Consider the following 17,871-nt stretch of genomic DNA (forward strand, 5'->3'; position numbering starts at 1 on the left):
TGATTGTAAAATATAGTTAAAATATTGTTAATACATTCCAAAAATAGTATAATTATAGTAAATATAGGTGGATGCTATTAGTAGTATTTACTTATAAATATTTTTTAAGGAGGACGTATGTCACTATCAAAAGAAATGGCTGAAAAGCATAAAAATGACCCTGCCGTTCTTTGCTGTAGAGCAGAAGCAGGAACAGTGCTTTCAGAACATAACTTAGAAGACCCAGCATTATTTGATGAAATGGTTGATATGGGAATTCTAGAACTTCCAGAAGATACACTAACAATCGGTCAAGTATTAGGAGCTACACTTAATACAACTAGTGATTCACTAACAGCTTTAACACCAGCAAATGCTGATGATTATAAAGAAGCAGTTGAAGAAAGCGAAGAAGTAAGTGAAGAAGTAAGCCCAGCTGAAACACAAACAGCTTCAGCAAACCAATCAAACGCTGGTTTAAATGCACAAGCAGGAAATGCTTTCGCACCAAAACTAGGTAATGGTGTTGTAAAAATTCACATTGGAGAAGGTAAAAACATCAACCTTGAAATTCCATTATCAGCAGCAGCTAATGGAGCAAGCGCAGTTTCTTCAAATGATAATGATCTTTTAGTAGCAAATCCATCAGAAGTTGACGGAAGTGCAGCAGAAGCAAGCGTAAGCGAAGCTGACGTAAAAAAATCTGTACTAAAAAGAGAAATCGTAAAAATCAAAGAAGTAAAACTTGGTGATGAAACTAAAGTTGAAAATGGTGTAATTACAATTGATGAAAGCTTAATTCAAAAAGCAATCGATTCAGAAAAATTAGTAGTAGATGTTAAACTTGACATCATCACACCAGATAACTACGGTGAATACTCAAACACAATTATGGATGTTCAACCAATTGCAACAAAATTAGATGGTGCAGAACTTGGTGAAGGAACAACAAGACTTGTTGAAGGTGCTGTAATCGTAGTAACAGGTACAGATGAAAACGGAGTACAAATCGGTGAGTTCGGTTCTTCAGAAGGTGAAATGGACAGAAACATTATGTTTAACAGACCAGGATCACCAGATGATGGAGATATTCTAATTAAAACTGACGTTACAATCAAAGCTGGTACAAACATGGAAAGACCAGGACCAATGTCAGCACACAGAGCAACTGATATTATTACTCAAGAAATCAGAAATGCCTTAAAAGACTTAGAAGAATCAGCAATCGAAAGAGTAGATGAATTTGAACACGTTCGTCACCCAGGTAAACACAAAATTCTTTTAGTAAAAGAAATCATGGGACAAGGTGCAATGCACGATAACTACATCTGGCCAACAGAACCAGTAGGTACTGAAGGAGCAAAAGCTAACGTAGACTTAGGTAACGTACCAGTAATTGTAAACCCACTTCAAGTACTAGACGGTGTTATCCACGCATTAACATGTATAGGACCTGCTTCAAAAGAAACATCAAGACACTACTTTAGAGAACCACTTGTACTAAAAGCTCTAGAAGATCCTGATTATGATGTTTGTGGTGTTATGCTAGTAGGATCACCTCAAGCAAACACAGATAAAACATATGTATCAAGATTCCTAGGAACAGCAATTGATACAATGGACTTAGAAGGTGCAATTGTTACAACAGAAGGATTTGGTAACAACCACATCGACTTTGCAAGCCACATTGACCAAATTGGTAGACGTGGAGTACCAGTAGTTGGTATGACATATTCAGCAGTTCAAGGACAACTTGTAGTTGGTAACGAACACATGAATGCAATGGTTGATAATAACAAATCTCGTCAAGGTATCGAAAACGAAATCTTAGAAAACAACTGTCTAGCAGAAGAAGATGCAATAAGAGCACTTGAAATGCTAAGAGCTAAGATTGAAGGAGAAGAAATCGAAGAACCAAACAGAAAATGGACACCAGATGTTAAAGAAGCTAACGTTAAAGCTATAGAAGAACAAACTGGTCAAAAAATTGAGTTAGTTCCAAATGAAACTTCTCTAAAAATGAGTAAAAAACGTAAAGAAATCTACGAAGCAGACGATTTCGATCCAACAGATGTCTAAGAATCAAACTTATGATGACCCAATGGGTAATTTAAATTACCTACAAGGCACTATAATGGATGTCTCCGATGGGGGAGTTCATATATCATTTTTTGGTAGACTTGGGGAACTACACATACCAAAAAGAATGATTATTAGTGATAGACCTGCGAAAGTAGGCGATATTGTAGGGGTAATGTTAACTTATCCAGAAGTAATTGAAGAATACGAAGAAAAGGAGAATAATTAATGGCTGTAAAAGGTTTAAAATCAGAAATCTTTGTACCTATTACTCCAGATCCAGTTTGGGCTGAAGTTAACAAAGATTTATCTGAAATGACAGTAGCACTTGTAACATGTGCCGGCGTACACATGAAAAGTGACAAAAGATTTAACTTAGCTGGAGATACATCTTACAGAATCATTCCTGGAGATGGAAAAACAGAAGATATGATGGTATCTCACGGTGGATACGATAACTCAGACGTTAACCGTGATATCAACTGCATGTTCCCAATTGATAGATTAAGAGAATTAGCTGATGAAGGATTCATCAAAGCTGTTGCACCAGAAAACTTTGGTACAATGGGTGGTGGTGGAAACGTACAAGTCTTCACAGAAGAAGTAGGTCCAGAAATCGCTAAAAGACTTTTAGATGAGAACGTAGACGCTGCTATACTAACTGCTGGCTGAGGTACTTGCCACCGCTCTGCCGTGATTTTGCAGAGAGCAATTGAAGAAGCTGGTATACCAACAGTATTAATCGCAGCTTTACCTCCAGTAGCTAGACAAAATGGTGCTCCAAGAGTATCTGCTCCAAGAGTTCCAATGGGTGCTAACGCTGGTGAACCACACAACGTAGAAATGCAAACAGCAATCGTAAAAGAAAGTTTAGAGCTTCTAGAAACTCTAGATAGCCCAGGACACATCGTTCCACTTCCTTACGAATATGAGGCATCAATCTAGATTTATCTAATAAATCTAGTTTATAAGTGAATAAGGGGAGGTAAAATGCCTCCTTTTATATTCACTTTAATAATATTTATACCTAAAAAAATTTACCATAGATTGACAAAAAATATTCTAAAATTCAATCTAGATGTAGAAAAAATCGTTTACTTATATACAAAGCTTGTTGAAATATTATAAAGCTTTTCCTATTATCCTCAACAAGCTTTTATATTACATATTTTATTCGGTATTATTAGTAAATTTTAACTTATAAGGAGACATTATGAAATTTCAAAAAAATATTAATGCTGTAGATGGACACACTGCAGGTGAAGCTGTTAGAACAGTTGTAAGTGGTTTTCCTAAAGTACCAGGTAAAACTCTACCTGAGAAAAAACAATGGCTAGAAGATAACATGGACTGGGTAAGAACAGGTATCATGCTTGAACCAAGAGGACACAATGAAATGTTTGGTTCTATGCTAGTAGACCCAGTTGATCCAGAAGCTGACTATGGAATTATTTTCATGGACGGTGGTGGATACTTAAATATGTGTGGCCACGGAACAATCGGTGCTATGACAATAGCTGTTGAAACAGGAATTGTTGAAGCAGTAGAACCAGTAACACATATAGTTCAAGAAGCTCCAGCTGGAATTATCCGTGGAGATGTTACTGTAGAAGATGGAGTAGCTAAAAAAGTTTCATTTAAAAACGTACCATCTTTCCTTTACAAACAAGACCAAGAAGTAGAACTACCAGGTCATGGTAAAATTAAATTTGATATAGCTTTTGGTGGATCATTCTTTGCTATAGCTAAAGTAGAACAAATTGGACTTGAAATTGTTCCGGAAAACGCAGCACAATTAAGAGATCTTGGTATCGAACTTAGAGATATTATCAATGAAGAAATTGAAATCCAACACCCTACTTTAGATCATATTAAAACAGTTGATTTAGTTGAATGGTGGTCAGAAACAGATAACCCAGATGCAACACTTAAAAACTGTGTAGTATTTGGTCAAGGTCAAGTAGATAGATCACCATGTGGAACAGGTACATCAGCAAAACTTGCTACCCTATTTGCAAAAGGTGAACTAGAAATAGGAGAAAAATTCTACTACGAATCAATCCTTGGTACAATATTTGAAGGAGAAATTGTAGAAGAAACAAAAGTTGGTGAGTTTGATGCAATAGTTCCACAAATTACAGGTACAGCTTACATTACAGGTTTCAATAACTTTATCTTTGATGATGAAGACCCTCTAAACCACGGGTTTATCCTATCATAATTGGAGATGTAGATGATATTAACAGTATTAAAGAGTTTATTTTACATCGCCTTTGTAGGATTTGCAGGTCTTTTAGGGGTTGATGTAGCAAGACATAAAGAAGATTTCAAAGCTACTTCTGGTAAAGAAAAAGCAAAATTATCAGGTATAGGATTTATAACAAACTTTGGTGACACCCTAGGTATTGGTTCTTTTGGCCCTATCGTAGCTTTATTTAACGCATTAAAAGTAAATATTAATGATAGAATTATCCCAGGTACATTAAACGTATCATGTACCCTACCAGTATTATTTGAAGCAATTCTTTTCACATCTGCAGTAGAGATGGATGCACTAACACTTGCACTTATGATTGCAGCAGCTGTAATAGGTTCTTATCTAGGAGCTGGTATCATTTCTAGAATGGATGAGAGAAAAATCCAAAGAGTTATGGGTATTGCTCTATTTTTAGCAGCAACAGTGATGCTTATTACTCACCCATACTTTGGTTTATTTGAAATGGAAAATGATGCTATAGGATTTACAGGTTGGAAACTAATAGTTGCTGTTATCGGTAACTTTATCCTGGGTGCTCTAATGAGTGCCGGAGTTGGTCTATACGCTCCATGTATGGCTATGGTTTCTCTACTTGGTATGAATATCAAATTAGCATTCCCAATCATGATGGGTTCTTGTGCCCTACTTATGCCAGTAGGATCAGTTAAATTTATCAAAGAAGGTGCATATGATAGAACAGCAGGTGTTCTTATTAACTTATTTGGTTTACTTGGGGTAGTAATAGCATATTGGGGAGTAAAAAATGCCAATATCGATATTTTAAAATTCGTTATTATCGCAGTTATTTACTACACAGCTTATACAATGATTAAAAAGAGTAAAGCTCCAAGAGTAGCTGAAACAACAACTACAACTACTCATGAATCAACTGATAGAGTAACTGATACAAAAGAAGTTTACGAATCAAAATAAAATAAAATTTAAGACAAGGTTTAGTCCTTGTCTTTTTTTATATAAAAATTTAATTTAGCTTATAATGTAAGTTTATAGAAAATTTAACCAAAATTTGGTAAAGAATAGGCTTTAAAAAAAACTTTTTAAAAAAGTTTGACAAAGTCTTTTTAAAATGATAATGTGGATGTAGAAAATATCATTATTAACCACCTGCATCTGTAACTTTATTTATAAAATTATTGGTGTGTTTTTTATTGGAATATTTTTTATCCAGTACATCAAATGGCTGCAAATTTATATTATAAGGAGTTATTATGAGATTTCATCAAAAAAATAGTGCCAACTATAGTTTTGCTGCCGACAAAAGAGTAAGACGTGTAGGCAATGGCATCTCAAAAGTCCCAGTAACTCTCGCCTTAAAATAATAAATATAATTAAATTTATAAAAGTTTTAAAAACCTTTTCATTAGTAAAAATATAAATAAATTTTAAGGAGAGACATATGATTATTAGTATATTAAAGGGATTATACTATGCATATTTTGTAGGATATGCAGGCTACCTAGGTGCGGATGTTAGCAAACATAAAGAAGATTTAAAAAAAGTTTCAAGTATAGATAAGGCCAAAGAATCATTTATAGGATTTTTAGCAAACTTTGGTGATTCTCTTGGGATAGGTTCTTTTGGAAATATAGTAGCTTTATTTGGAGCACTTAAGGTAAAAATTAATGATAAACTTATTCCCGGTACTTTAAATGCTTCTTGCTCATTACCAACACTTTTAGAGGCTATTTTATTTACTTCAGCTATAGAAGTTGATCCACTTACTTTAGTTTTGATGATAGCATCAGCTACTATTGGCTCATATATAGGAGCTGGGATAATTGCAAAAATGGATGAGAAAAAAGTTCAATTTGTAATGGGTGTTGCCCTATTTATAGCAGCAACAGTTATGTTAGTAACACACCCATACCTAGGTTTATTTGAAATGGAAAATACAGCTATTGGTATATCTGGATGGAGATTAATAGTTGCAGTAATTGGTAACTTTATCCTAGGAGTTTTAATGTGTGCAGGTGTAGGTCTATATGCTCCATGCATGGCTATGGTTTCACTTTTAGGTATGAATATCAAATCAGCATTCCCAATTATGATGGGTTCTTGTGCGATTCTTATGCCAACAGCAGGTATTAGATTTATAAAAGAAAAAGCTTATGATAGAACAGCAGCTGTATTTATCAATATATTTGGATGCTTAGGTGTACTTGGTGCATATTTTGGAGTAAAAAATGCAAATATTGACGCTCTTAAAATCCTAATCATCCTAGTAATTTTCTACACAGCTATAACAATGATTAGAAAAAGCAAAAGTCCAAAAGAAGAAGACTCTTTTGTTATAGATCCAGAAATAACTCAAGAAGTATATAGTGCAAACTAAATAAAATTAATAAAAAAGACGGGATAAGGCCCGTCTTTTTTTGTATTAAATCATCTAAGCAAAAAATTGACAATATTCTAATAAAAAGTTTAGTAATTTTAGAGCTAAATTGAGTTTTTTCAATAAGTACACTTAGCTTATAAACATAAAATAATATATAATTTTAAGAAAAATAAGCGATAAGCTAGTACACTATTTTTCTTTGTAAGAATAAATTTTTATTGGAGGAAAGATGGATTATGTAGGAATAGATATAGGGTCTACTGCTGCAAAAATAACTCTTATAAAAAATGGGGACATCATCCACTTTGTAATGCCAACTGGTTGGTCCAGCAAAGAAACTGCAGGGCTAATAAAAGATAGGCTAAAAAAAGATTATGATATAGATGTAGAAAGTGAAGACTGCAGAACAGTTGCCACAGGATATGGACGTATTTCTGTAGATTATGCAGATTTTGAAATAACAGAAATAACCTGCCATGCCAGAGGTGGACGTGAACTTTCTGGAGCAAGAACTACTACAATTATAGATGTAGGTGGTCAAGACACCAAGGTAATTAGCCTTGAAAACGGCTTTGTAGCTGATTTTTTGATGAATGATAAGTGCTCAGCAGGTACGGGCAGATTTATAGAAATTATGGCAGATAAGCTAAATCTAACCCTAGCAGAGCTTTTTGATATAGCTAAAGAGGGAGACCCAATAGAAATAAGTGCCATGTGCACAGTTTTCGCAGAATCGGAAGTCATAAATTACATAGGAGAAGGCAGAAAAAAAGAGGATATAGCAGCAGGAGTGATAGACTCTGTTGCCAAAAAAGTAAGCCAGCTTGCAGGACGCGCAAAAATAAAAGATGAAGTAATCCTTACAGGTGGTCTATCAAATGTCCCATATTTTGCAAAAGTTTTAAGTAAAAAATTAAATACACCAGTCCACACCACAGAAGATGGCAAGTTTGCCGGTTCCTACGGCGCAGCCTTACTTGCAAGGGAGAAGAAAAAAAGATGACAGACATAGTAAAAGATTTACCAGAAGTTTTTGAAGAATTTGCAGATCAAAGAAAAAACGCGTTTTTAGAAGTAAAAGAATTAAAGGATAAGGGGATTCCCTTAGTTGGAGCCTATTGTACATATTTTCCAGAAGAAGTAGCTTGGGCAGCGGGAGCAAGCACTGTGGGCCTTTGCGCTACCAGTGATGAAACAATCCCAGAAGCAGAAAAAGATTTGCCAGTCAACCTTTGCCCACTTATAAAATCATCCTATGGCTTTGCCAAAACAGATAAGTGCCCATTTTTTTATTTTTCTGATGTAGTAGTTGGGGAAACTACTTGCGATGGTAAAAAGAAAATGTACGAGCTAATGAATGATATAAAGCCAATGTATATCATGCACCTACCTCAAACACAAAACGAAAAAGCCCTTCGCTATTGGAAAGATGAGGTCTTGGAGCTTAGAGAATATCTGGAAAATAAATTTGATACAAAAATTACCGACCAATCCTTGGTAGAATGGTCAAAGGTGGGTAATGATATAAGAGATGCTCAAAAGAATTTGGCAGATACTATGGAACTAGATCCAGCACCAATGAGTGGCCTAGACTTTTTCCATGTTACCTATGGGTCTCAATTTAAAATGGATAAGACAAAAGTTGCTGATGAGATAAACGCTATTGCCAAAAAAATCCGTGATGAATATGACCCAGAAAAACTAGAGAAAAAACCTAGAATCATAGTAACAGGTTGCCCTATGGGAGGAGCTACTGAAAAAGTTATAAAAGCTATCGAAGATAATGGTGCGGTAGTAGTAAGTTTTGAAAACTGCTCTGGTGAGAAAAACTTTGATAACAATATAGATTTAGAAACAGATGATATAAACGAAGCTATAGCTCGTAGATACTTAGATATTGGTTGTTCTGTAATGACCCCAGATACAAATCGCTATGATTTATTAGGCAGATTAATAGATAAATACGATGCAGATGGGGTTATAGAAATGGACTTAGTTGCCTGCCATCCATATATAGTTGAGCGTGAGAAAATAAAAAGATTTGTTACTGAAGAAAAAGGCATCCCATATATGTTTGTAGAAACTGACTTTTCTAAAGCAGATATAGGCCAGCTAAATACAAGAATGGCTGCCTTTGTAGAAATGTTATAAATAAAGGAGATAAATGAGTAAGATAGAAATTTGCGGTGGATGCAATGCCAAAATTGCTGCAGGAAACCTTGATTCTTTATTAAAAGATATCAATCCATATAGACGTGATGATGTTCTTGTAGGTTTTGATGGCAAAGACGATGCTGCAGTTATAAATATAGATGATAAAACTGCAATTATTCAGACCCTAGACTTTTTTCCAGCTATGGTAGAAGACCCATATCTATTTGGGCAAATTGCAGCAGCAAATTCCCTAAGTGATATATATGCCATGGGTGGGGAAGTTGTAAGTGCCCTAAATATTGCCATGTTCCCATTGGAAGAAGATTTTGATATTTTAAGAGAAATCCTTCGTGGAGGAAATGATAAGGTAAGCGAAGCTAAAGCTTCTTTAGTAGGTGGCCACTCAATCCATGACAACCTAACCAAATATGGTCTATCAGTAACTGGAAAAGTGGAAATCGATAAAATTTGGGAAAATAATACACCAGAGGATAAGGATGTTATCCTACTTACTAAAAAACTTGGTACAGGGCTTATCACAGGATCATATGGCCAAGGTATGGTAAGTGATGAAGACTTTAAGGCCTGCACAGACCAAATGAAGTTATTAAATAAATATGCCAGAGATGTTTTTGTAAACTACGATATCCACGCAGCAACAGATGTTACAGGTTTTGGTCTCTTAGGCCACTTATCAGAAATGGCTGGAGATGATTTTTCTATCATAGTAGATAGCAGCAAAGTACCAGTATTAGAACCAGCCCTAGACTTGGCCAATGAATTCTTGTTTACATCCGGTGGCCAAAATAACAGAAATTACCTAAAAAATGTAGTTGAGTTTTACAAAGACGACTTTGCTATGAGCGAGGTATTATTTGACCCACAAACCAGTGGTGGATTATTAGTTGCAGTTGATAGAGAAACTGCTGACCAAATAATAGAAGAGTTTAAAAAGCAAAATATGGATATATATGAAATAGGGGAAGTAAAAGCGAAAAGATCCTACCCTATCATTGTAAAATAAAAAGGAGAAGATAATGAGAGAAATAGATGTAATTGGAAAAGCTTGCCCAATCCCAGTAATTGAGACAAAAAAAGCTTTAAGAGAAAATCCAGACGAAAAAGAATTTGAAATTTTAGTAGATAACGAAGTTTCTACAGAAAACCTAACAAAAATGGCTGATGAATTAAAAATTAATTCAAAAGTTGAAAAACTTGCAGATAGAAAATACAAGGTTAGCCTAGAAAAAACTGAGGCATCAAGAGACCACAGAGAAATCGAGGACTACTCAGTAAATAGTGCTACAAGTAATAACTACGTTGTAATTGTAAACTCAGATAAAATCGGAGATGGAGATGAAGAATTCTCTAAACAAATATTAGAAGGTTTCATCTACTCAGTAACAGAACAAGACCACTTGCCAGTAGAAATTATTTTCTTTAATAGGGGAGTGTACCTAACAACAGAAAACGAAAAAACAATTGAAGATTTAAAAAATCTTGAAAAACGTGGAGTTAGAGTATATTCATGTGGCCTATGCCTAGACCATTATGGCAAAAAAGATGACCTTGCAGTTGGTGAAATCACCAATATGTACAAAATCGTAGAAGCAATGAGATCAAACCATGCCATCTACCCTTGCTAAGGAAGTAGAGCATATCCTATTTTCATTTGAAAATACATCCACAGCCATGGCTGCTCTTGAAAAAACTGAGCACTTAGCTGGTGCAAGACTTATCCCACTTCCCACCGAAATTGGTGCTGGATGTGGGTTTTGCTTGCGTATAGATAAAAGTGAATTAGAAAATGCTTTAAATATTCTAGAAAAATCAGACTATGATAAAATTTACACCCTCTACCATGAGGGAAAAAAGAGAGTGATAAAAGAATATGTACTTTGATAACTCAGCCACAACCCTACATAAACCAAAGGCCTTAAAAGAAAAATATATAGAGCTTTTAGAAAGCGAATCCTACGGCAATCCATCAAGGTCAGGCCATGCCCTTTCTCAAAATTCTATGATGGGGATATTTAGGACCAAAATGGATTTAGCAAAAATATTTAATATAGCGGATCCAAATGATATAGCCCTTACAGAAAATGCAAGTTTTGGCCTAAATATGGTAATCAAATCTTTGGTAAAAGAAAGTGACCATGTAATAACCACTACAACAGAGCATAATTCTGTCCTAAGACCCCTCTACCAATCGGGGGCAGAACTTTCTTTTCTAGATTTTGATGAAAACTACGAAGTAGATTTTGACAAAATTTCAGAACTTATCAAAGAAAATACAAAATTCATAGTAACAAATCATGCCTCAAATCTATTAGCAAATCTCAATGACTTGGACAAAATCCACGAAATTGCAGAGAAATATAATTTAATAATGATTATAGACATGGCCCAAACTGCAGGATGTGTAGATGTTGATTTATCAAAATATCCAAATAGCATTTTTGTTTTCACCGGCCATAAGTCTCTTTATGGGCCGTCAGGAACTGGTGGGATAATAAAAGTAGGAGATTTTGATTTTTCAAATGTCTTTGCCGGAGGGTCAGGGGTAAATTCATTTGATAAGTGCCACCCTAAAGATTTCCCTGCTATCTTTGAAGTGGGTACTAGCAATTTCCTATCCCAAATAGCTCTGGATGCTAGCCTTAAATTTCTTTTAGAAACTGGGGTAGCTAATATAAATGAAAAAATAAGGGTATTAACTAAAAAATTCTATGATGGGATAAAAGACATACCAGGCATCAAATTTTATTCCAAAAAACCAGAAGGGGATTATACTGGCATAGTTTCCTTTAATTTATCAGATATGGACAGTGCAGAACTTTCACTAATATTAGATGAAAAATATAATATCCAAACCAGACCCGGCGCCCACTGTGCGCCCCTTATCCACAAACACTTTGGTACAGAAAACCAAGGTATAGTGAGATTTTCATTTTCATATTTTAATACTGATGAAGAAATAGATGCTGCTATTGATGCTATTAAAGAAATTGCAGCAGACTATAATAGTAAATAAGACCTAGGATGTCCTAGGTCTTTTTTTATTAAATTACTCATTGTAGAAATCTTGTCAATAATCGCCCGCGTGATATAATATTAATATATAAAACGATTTTTTTTACATACTTAAAACAAAAAGTAGGAGGCAAAAATGGGATTTGGCCCTAGTACAAAAATGACAACCATGCACCACTATAGGTGTCCGATAGTAAATGTAGTTTCATCCTATGATGGATTAGAATTTGTAGGAGTAATTGCAAAAGGAGTTTCTGATAAGCAAGCAGATAAGGAAAGAACATCAGTAGAAACGGGCAAAATGGCCAAAGAATTAGGTCTTGATGCAGCTATTGTAGCTCTAGATGGTTGGGGCAACCACCACATTGATTTTACAAGTGTAATAGGTGAGCTAGAAAAAAATGGAGTAGCAACAGCAGGCTTATCTTTTATCGGCCAACAAGCAACTTTTGTAGCAACCAACGAATACGTAGACCTAGTTCTTGACTACAACAAAACAGAATCTGGATTTGAAACTCAAGTTTTAGGAGAAAACTCCCTAGCAGAAATAGATGCTATGAGAGCTATGGTAGAACTTAGCAAAAAAATGGCTAAACGCGGCAAAAAATGGGATAAGAAAAAAGATCCAAACGAGAAAAAAGAGGGTAAACTTACAAAAGATTATATAGATATAAAAGAAGTAAGATTTGGTGATACAAATAAAATAGATGGCCACACCCTAGTAGTTGATGAAAATATAGCGGGAGATGCCCTAGAAGGCCAAGATAGAATCGTAGATATGTGTGTAGATATCATAAAACCAGGCGATTACAAAAAAGAAGCCAATACTAACCTAGATATTATGCCTATAGCAGCAAAAAAATCAGGCAAACTTGGCGAGGGTGAAACAGTAGAACTACGAGGTGTAGTAGCAATGATTACAGGAGTAGAAGAAGCCTACGACCTGCAACCAGCAAACATGGGATCATGTGATGGTAGCTTAGAAGAAAAAATTAGCTTTGATAGAGCAGGAACCCCATCAGTAGATGATTACATTTTCCATATAGACTTTACCTTCAAAGAAGGCGAGGGGAGAACAGCAGATGGGATAATAACAGCTCACAAAATAGCTGATGAGGTCATAGGAAAGATAAGAGAAATCTTAAAATCATATGAAGGAAAATATGATGAAAGCAAAGACTTTTACAATATCAAAAGACCAGGCAAATATAAAATAGGCATTGTAAAAGTAGTTTCAGGTGTAGGATGCATGTATGATACTTTTATAAAACCTGATGAACCAGCAGGAATAATTGGTGGGGAAAATATAAGACTAAGAAAAAATAGCCCAGTACTTTTGACACCAAATGAAGCAAGAGATGGGGGTATTCATTCACTTTACTAAAATAAATGAAAATTTTAAGCATTTGCGTAAAGCAGGTGCTTTTTTTGTGGATTAAGCTAGTTAATATAATATAAAACTATAATAGTGCTGTATTTTTAAGATAGATTAACAATCAAAGTTTATTAAACACATGTCTCTAAAAAAGATTTCTCCATTCCGCTATCGCTTCAGTCGAAATGACAATAGGGAAGGCATAGTTTTATGAGGATACTAATCTTATAAACCTAATGAATTTACAATAAGTAAATAAGACCAATATCTTCAAACAAAGTTTACCACATCTTTGTCATCTCGAGCGTAGCCGAGAGATCTACCTAAGAGTCAAACATTATAAACCGTAGTTATTAGAATTTATAAAATCATTAATAAACTAATAAGTTTTAAAACTAGCGTTCAAAAGTCGCATAAAGCAAAAAAAGATTTCTCCATTCCGCTATCGCTTCAGTCGAAATGACAATAGGGGGATTTAAACAATCAAGTTTAAAATCATACATACCCAATACTGGGATAAAAGTGCATAAGATCATTATATTAATTCGAAGAATACCTTTTATTGTCATCTCGACTAAGCGCAGCGCACGGAGAGATCTACCCAAAAATCAGACATCCCAAACCGTAGTTATTAGAATTTATAAAATCATTAATAAACTAATAAAATTTAAAACTAGCGTTCAAAAGTCGCATAAAGCAAAGAAAGATTTCTTCATTCCGTTATCACTCCAGTCGAAATGACAATAGGGGGCTTTAAACAATCAAGTTTAAAATTATACATATCCAATACTGGGATAAAAGTGTATAAGACCATTATATTAATTCGAAGAATACCCTTTATTTTTCCAAAAAAGAATTCGCTAGCGAACTTCTACTGCTCATTGCCCCACGCAGTGGCGGAGGGGGTTAGAAGGGTTTTGGGGGACCGGGGAAAAGGGAGTAAGGGGTCTCCGCAACCCCTTATCCCTATCCCCCGGAGAACGAAGAATTATCTAAAATACTGAAACCAAGTCAATTACCTAATAAGAAAAAGATTTTGTAAACTTTTTTAAAAAGTCCTTCATTACTTTGTTACAAATTTAGTAAAATATTGTATAATAACCATATATGGAGGCAGTATGGAAAATTTATACAAAAAATTACCTCAAATGAATGAGATTTTAAATAGATATGATGAAAATCCTGTGATTGTAAAAGATATTGCAAATAAGGTTTTGGATGCTTACCGTGCCAAAATTGCGGCTAAGGAAGATTTTGAAACGGCAGATATATATGCTGATATAGATAGAAAAATCAATTCTTTTAGCCCTTATTCTCTATACAATGTGATAAATGCAACTGGGGTTATCCTACACACCAACCTAGGCCGTGCGGTTTTATCAGAAAAATCCCTTGAACGAATTGAAAAAATTGGAGCTAGCTACTCAAACTTAGAATATGATGTAGCAAAGGGAGTCCGTGGCTCTCGCTATACCCACCTAGTTGATATAGTAAAAAAACTAACTGGTGCAGAAGATGCCCTTATTGTAAATAACAATGCTGCAGCAGTTTTTCTAGTTTTAAATACCTTTTGCCAAGGCAAAAATGCCCTTATTTCCCGTGGAGAATTAGTGGAAATTGGTGGGTCTTTCCGTATTTCAGAAATTATGAAAAAATCTGGGGCAAATGTAGTAGAAGTTGGGGCTACAAATAGGACTCACCTATATGACTATGAAAATGAAATCGATGATGAAAACTTATCGGCAATTGTAAAAGTCCACAAGTCAAACTTCCAAATGGTGGGCTACAACGAGTCTGTAGATACCAAAGACTTAAAGGAATTAATCGGCAATCGTGATATTCTTCTTTACGAAGACTTAGGAAGTGGATCTTTAATCGACCTTACTCCTTATGGCTATTCTTACGAAAAAACTGTGGGCGACTGCCTAAAAGATGGCATCGATTTAGTAAGTTTTTCTTGTGATAAACTAATCGGTGGGTCCCAAGCAGGAATTATCGTTGGTAAAAAAGAATACATAGCCAAAATGAAAAAAAATCAGCTTTTAAGAGCCTTTAGGGTTGATAAATTAACCCTAGCATCAGTTGAAGCAACCTTAATCGAATACCTAGATTTTGAGCAAATGAAAACCGACAATCCAACTATTAGGATGATTACTGAAGAAGCTGACGTAGTCAAAAAAAGATGTCAAAAGCTTTTAAGAAAAATCCAAAAAATAGAGGGCATCGATGCAGAAATAGTTGAAAGTGAAGGAAAAATCGGTGGTGGGTCTTATCCACTAGATATCAAAAGAACTTATTCGGTAAAAATAAGTAATACTGATGTCAAAAATCTAGAAGAGCACCTTAGATTATCAGACCACCACATTATAAGCACAGTCCATGATGGCAATCTTTACCTCAATGCTCTGACAATTTTTGAAAGCCAAATCGATGATATTTACAAAGTTTTAAAGGATTATTATGAAAAATAATTATATAATCGGAACAGCAGGCCATATTGACCATGGGAAGACAACCCTAATCAAGGCCCTAACTGGAAATGAAACAGACAATTTAAAAGAAGAAAAAGAACGCGGTATATCCATAAACCTTGGCTTTACCGCCCTTGACCTATCAAATGGAGAAAGAGCTGGAATCATTGACGTGCCAGGTCATGAAAACTTTATAAAAAATATGATGGCTGGAGTTGTCGGTATCGACATTATCCTTTTAGTAATAGCAGCAGATGATGGAGTGATGCCACAAACAATAGAGCATGCCCAAATTCTCCATTACATGGGTGTGGACAATGCTATAATAGTCATTACCAAAAAAAACACAGTTGCCCCAGAAATGGTTGATTTAGTAAAGGCAGATATTGAAATGTCCTTTGCCGATACTATCCTAGAAGATGCGCCAATAGTGGCAGTAGATTCTGTATCAGGAGAAAATATTGACAAGCTAAAGGCTCTTATTGAAGAAAAAATAACTTCTACACAAAAAACAGAAGATAGCAAGTCCATGAGGATGAATATCGATAGGTCCTTTACCCTTCAAGGTATCGGGACAATTATAACAGGAACCCTTACCGAGGGAGAAATCTATAAAGATCATGAATACATGCTCTACCCATCCGGCGAAAAAGTAAAGGTAAGGTCCATACAAAACCACGATGTGCCTATAGATGTAGCCCACAGGGGCCAAAGGATTGCCCTAAATCTTGCTAATATTTCTTCAAATGAAATAAAGCGTGGAGATATCATTGCCCAAAATGATTCACTAATAAGAGTAAAAAATGTCCAAACCAAGCTTTCCCTATCCAAATTTGATGATATAAAAATTGAACACTGGACTAGGGTAAGATTCTTCCATGGAACAAAAGAAGTGCTAGCAAGAGCTGTACCACTTGACCAAAAAGAGATAAAACCAAACCAAACTGCCCTTTGCGAATTCCGCCTAGAAGAAGAAATTTTTGTAAAAAGAGGGGACAAATTTGTAATTAGATCCTACTCACCACTAAAAACCATAGGTGGGGGAGAAATTATCGATACAAATAGCCAAAATCACACAGTAAACTCTACAGACTATGTGGCTTATCTAAAAAATAAGGAAGAATTTACAAAAATCGATGAGATAATAGACTTTTTAGATAGCTTTAAAAATGAAGATGAAATCTATACTCATATGGGTATTGAAAAATCTGCCCTAGAAGAAAATTTAAAGCAAATGGTAGCCAATAATGATATCCAAATGGTCGGAGAATCTTATATAGCCAATCAAAATTTAGAAAAAATTGCAGCAGACATTAGCCAAATCGTCAAAGACTACCACAAAGAAAATCCTTTAGATGAAGGAATCTCAAAAGAAGAACTAAGGCAAAAATTAGACTTAAACTTAGATAGCAAGGACTTTGAAGCCATGCTAAAAAATAAAATCTTAACTAAAAATATCATGCTTCAAAAAGGTTATGTAAAAGATAAAAACTTTGCCATAAGCCTTGCCAACGATCAAAAAAGAATCGACGAACTAATGGAACAAATCAAGGCGAATGAACCAAAATTATCCAAAGAAAGTGATGTATTTGATAAAAAAGACAAAGATTTACTAGCATTTTTACTAAAAGAAGACCTAGTAAGGGTAGAAGAATTTGTCATAACTAATGAATATTATACAAAATTGGTCGATATGGTAAAAGATTATTTTAAAGATAATGATAAGCTAGAAGCTAAAGAATTTAGAGATTTATCAGGACTTAGCAGAAACCAAGCTATAGTATTTTTAGAATATCTAGATAAGAAAAATATAACAAAAAGAGTGGAAGACTATAGAATATTAGTCTAATGGCGAGAGCGTGTAGGAATCGAACCTACCCGAGAAGTACACTTCTCACAACGGTTTTGAAGACCGCAGAGCACACCAGACACTCATCCGCTCCCATATGTGCACCTATTATTATAACATAAGTTGCTAAAAAATCAACAAAATATATCAGCTACAGTAAAACAATAAGATAATATAGACATAGATGTCTACGCTATAAAAAGCCCACAAAAGGCAAGTTTTAAAGACTTAGCCCGGATGTGGGCTTATTTGTTGGAAAATTTTGGGAAAATAAGGAGATATTTTCTATATATAAATAGGAGGTGATAAAATGACAAA

General features: G+C 34.9%; 15 protein-coding genes and 1 tRNA gene. 15 read left to right on the forward strand and 1 reads right to left on the reverse strand.

The features are described from left to right. Window positions 1–117: 117 nt before the first annotated feature. The 15 genes from prdA (at window position 118) to selB (ending at window position 17,553) form a co-directional block, all read left to right on the forward strand. Window positions 118–2,058: a D-proline reductase (dithiol) proprotein PrdA gene (gene prdA / locus ACCQ40_RS02640; RefSeq protein WP_410032506.1), complete on the forward strand. Its 1,941-nt coding sequence runs from the start codon at window positions 118–120 to the stop codon at window positions 2,056–2,058. Beyond that, window positions 2,051–2,287: a CBO2463/CBO2479 domain-containing protein gene (locus ACCQ40_RS02645; RefSeq protein ID WP_394010930.1), complete on the forward strand. Its 237-nt coding sequence runs from the start codon at window positions 2,051–2,053 to the stop codon at window positions 2,285–2,287. The genes prdA and ACCQ40_RS02645 overlap by 8 nt, the downstream gene beginning before the upstream one ends. Then, window positions 2,287–3,003 (forward strand): D-proline reductase (dithiol) protein PrdB, encoded by a 717-nt coding sequence (gene prdB / locus ACCQ40_RS02650; RefSeq protein WP_410032507.1) that lies wholly within the window; start codon window positions 2,287–2,289, stop codon window positions 3,001–3,003. The genes ACCQ40_RS02645 and prdB overlap by 1 nt, the downstream gene beginning before the upstream one ends. A 268-nt stretch (window positions 3,004–3,271) precedes the next feature. Beyond that, window positions 3,272–4,279 (forward strand): proline racemase, encoded by a 1,008-nt coding sequence (locus ACCQ40_RS02655; RefSeq protein WP_410032508.1) that lies wholly within the window; start codon window positions 3,272–3,274, stop codon window positions 4,277–4,279. A 12-nt stretch (window positions 4,280–4,291) separates the two neighbouring features. Continuing rightward, entirely contained in the window at window positions 4,292–5,248 is a 957-nt protein-coding gene (locus ACCQ40_RS02660; protein ID WP_394019225.1) for a sulfite exporter TauE/SafE family protein, read from the forward strand. A gap of 484 nt (window positions 5,249–5,732) precedes the next feature. Further along, a complete protein-coding gene (locus tag ACCQ40_RS02665; RefSeq protein WP_410032509.1) occupies window positions 5,733–6,668 on the forward strand; it encodes a sulfite exporter TauE/SafE family protein in 936 nt (311 codons plus the stop codon). A gap of 232 nt (window positions 6,669–6,900) precedes the next feature. After that, complete coding sequence (locus tag ACCQ40_RS02670; protein WP_410032510.1) at window positions 6,901–7,674, forward strand: acyl-CoA dehydratase activase; 774 nt, start codon at window positions 6,901–6,903, stop codon at window positions 7,672–7,674. Next, window positions 7,671–8,822: a double-cubane-cluster-containing anaerobic reductase gene (locus tag ACCQ40_RS02675; RefSeq protein WP_410032511.1), complete on the forward strand. Its 1,152-nt coding sequence runs from the start codon at window positions 7,671–7,673 to the stop codon at window positions 8,820–8,822. The genes ACCQ40_RS02670 and ACCQ40_RS02675 overlap by 4 nt, the downstream gene beginning before the upstream one ends. 13 nt (window positions 8,823–8,835) lie before the next feature. Next, complete coding sequence (gene selD, locus ACCQ40_RS02680) at window positions 8,836–9,849, forward strand: selenide, water dikinase SelD (RefSeq protein ID WP_410032513.1); 1,014 nt, start codon at window positions 8,836–8,838, stop codon at window positions 9,847–9,849. Between the two features lie 13 nt (window positions 9,850–9,862). Then, window positions 9,863–10,471: a sulfurtransferase-like selenium metabolism protein YedF gene (gene yedF, locus ACCQ40_RS02685; RefSeq protein ID WP_410032514.1), complete on the forward strand. Its 609-nt coding sequence runs from the start codon at window positions 9,863–9,865 to the stop codon at window positions 10,469–10,471. Further along, the gene (locus ACCQ40_RS02690) at window positions 10,452–10,727 is read left to right on the forward strand and encodes a putative Se/S carrier protein (RefSeq protein WP_394019213.1); all 276 of its coding nucleotides are present in this window, start codon (window positions 10,452–10,454) and stop codon (window positions 10,725–10,727) included. The genes yedF and ACCQ40_RS02690 overlap by 20 nt, the downstream gene beginning before the upstream one ends. Beyond that, on the forward strand, window positions 10,717–11,859 hold the full coding sequence (locus ACCQ40_RS02695) for an aminotransferase class V-fold PLP-dependent enzyme (RefSeq protein WP_410032515.1): 1,143 nt from the start codon (window positions 10,717–10,719) through the stop codon (window positions 11,857–11,859). The genes ACCQ40_RS02690 and ACCQ40_RS02695 overlap by 11 nt, the downstream gene beginning before the upstream one ends. Before the next feature lie 135 nt (window positions 11,860–11,994). Beyond that, window positions 11,995–13,242: a glycine/sarcosine/betaine reductase component B subunit gene (locus ACCQ40_RS02700; protein WP_410032516.1), complete on the forward strand. Its 1,248-nt coding sequence runs from the start codon at window positions 11,995–11,997 to the stop codon at window positions 13,240–13,242. 1,109 nt (window positions 13,243–14,351) lie between these two features. Continuing rightward, complete coding sequence (gene selA / locus ACCQ40_RS02705; protein ID WP_410032517.1) at window positions 14,352–15,704, forward strand: L-seryl-tRNA(Sec) selenium transferase; 1,353 nt, start codon at window positions 14,352–14,354, stop codon at window positions 15,702–15,704. Then, window positions 15,694–17,553 carry a selenocysteine-specific translation elongation factor gene (gene selB / locus ACCQ40_RS02710; protein WP_410032518.1) on the forward strand — a complete coding sequence of 620 codons (1,860 nt, stop codon included), beginning with the start codon at window positions 15,694–15,696 and terminating at the stop codon, window positions 17,551–17,553. Before selA ends, selB begins: the two co-directional genes overlap by 11 nt. Here the strand turns inward: selB and ACCQ40_RS02715 are convergent. After that, a tRNA-Sec gene (locus tag ACCQ40_RS02715) sits at window positions 17,554–17,648 on the reverse strand. It lies immediately after the preceding gene. Window positions 17,649–17,871 lie beyond the last annotated feature (223 nt).

The organism is Anaerococcus cruorum (assembly GCF_046365495.1).
In the GTDB taxonomy this organism is placed as follows: domain Bacteria; phylum Bacillota; class Clostridia; order Tissierellales; family Peptoniphilaceae; genus Anaerococcus; species Anaerococcus cruorum.

Excerpts from the sequence above, each read along its gene's own strand:
- selB (WP_410032518.1), top strand. The coding sequence starts at position 15,694 with ATGAAAAATAATTATATAATCGGAACAGCAGGCCATATTGACCATGGG.
- yedF (WP_410032514.1), top strand. The coding sequence starts at position 9,863 with ATGAGAGAAATAGATGTAATTGGAAAAGCTTGCCCAATCCCAGTAATT.
- ACCQ40_RS02695 (WP_410032515.1), top strand. The coding sequence starts at position 10,717 with ATGTACTTTGATAACTCAGCCACAACCCTACATAAACCAAAGGCCTTA.
- ACCQ40_RS02660 (WP_394019225.1), top strand. The coding sequence starts at position 4,292 with ATGATATTAACAGTATTAAAGAGTTTATTTTACATCGCCTTTGTAGGA.
- ACCQ40_RS02655 (WP_410032508.1), top strand. The coding sequence starts at position 3,272 with ATGAAATTTCAAAAAAATATTAATGCTGTAGATGGACACACTGCAGGT.
- ACCQ40_RS02670 (WP_410032510.1), top strand. The coding sequence starts at position 6,901 with ATGGATTATGTAGGAATAGATATAGGGTCTACTGCTGCAAAAATAACT.
- prdA (WP_410032506.1), top strand. The coding sequence starts at position 118 with ATGTCACTATCAAAAGAAATGGCTGAAAAGCATAAAAATGACCCTGCC.
- ACCQ40_RS02700 (WP_410032516.1), top strand. The coding sequence starts at position 11,995 with ATGGGATTTGGCCCTAGTACAAAAATGACAACCATGCACCACTATAGG.
- ACCQ40_RS02675 (WP_410032511.1), top strand. The coding sequence starts at position 7,671 with ATGACAGACATAGTAAAAGATTTACCAGAAGTTTTTGAAGAATTTGCA.
- selD (WP_410032513.1), top strand. The coding sequence starts at position 8,836 with ATGAGTAAGATAGAAATTTGCGGTGGATGCAATGCCAAAATTGCTGCA.
- selA (WP_410032517.1), top strand. The coding sequence starts at position 14,352 with ATGGAAAATTTATACAAAAAATTACCTCAAATGAATGAGATTTTAAAT.
- ACCQ40_RS02645 (WP_394010930.1), top strand. The coding sequence starts at position 2,051 with ATGTCTAAGAATCAAACTTATGATGACCCAATGGGTAATTTAAATTAC.
- ACCQ40_RS02690 (WP_394019213.1), top strand. The coding sequence starts at position 10,452 with ATGCCATCTACCCTTGCTAAGGAAGTAGAGCATATCCTATTTTCATTT.
- ACCQ40_RS02665 (WP_410032509.1), top strand. The coding sequence starts at position 5,733 with ATGATTATTAGTATATTAAAGGGATTATACTATGCATATTTTGTAGGA.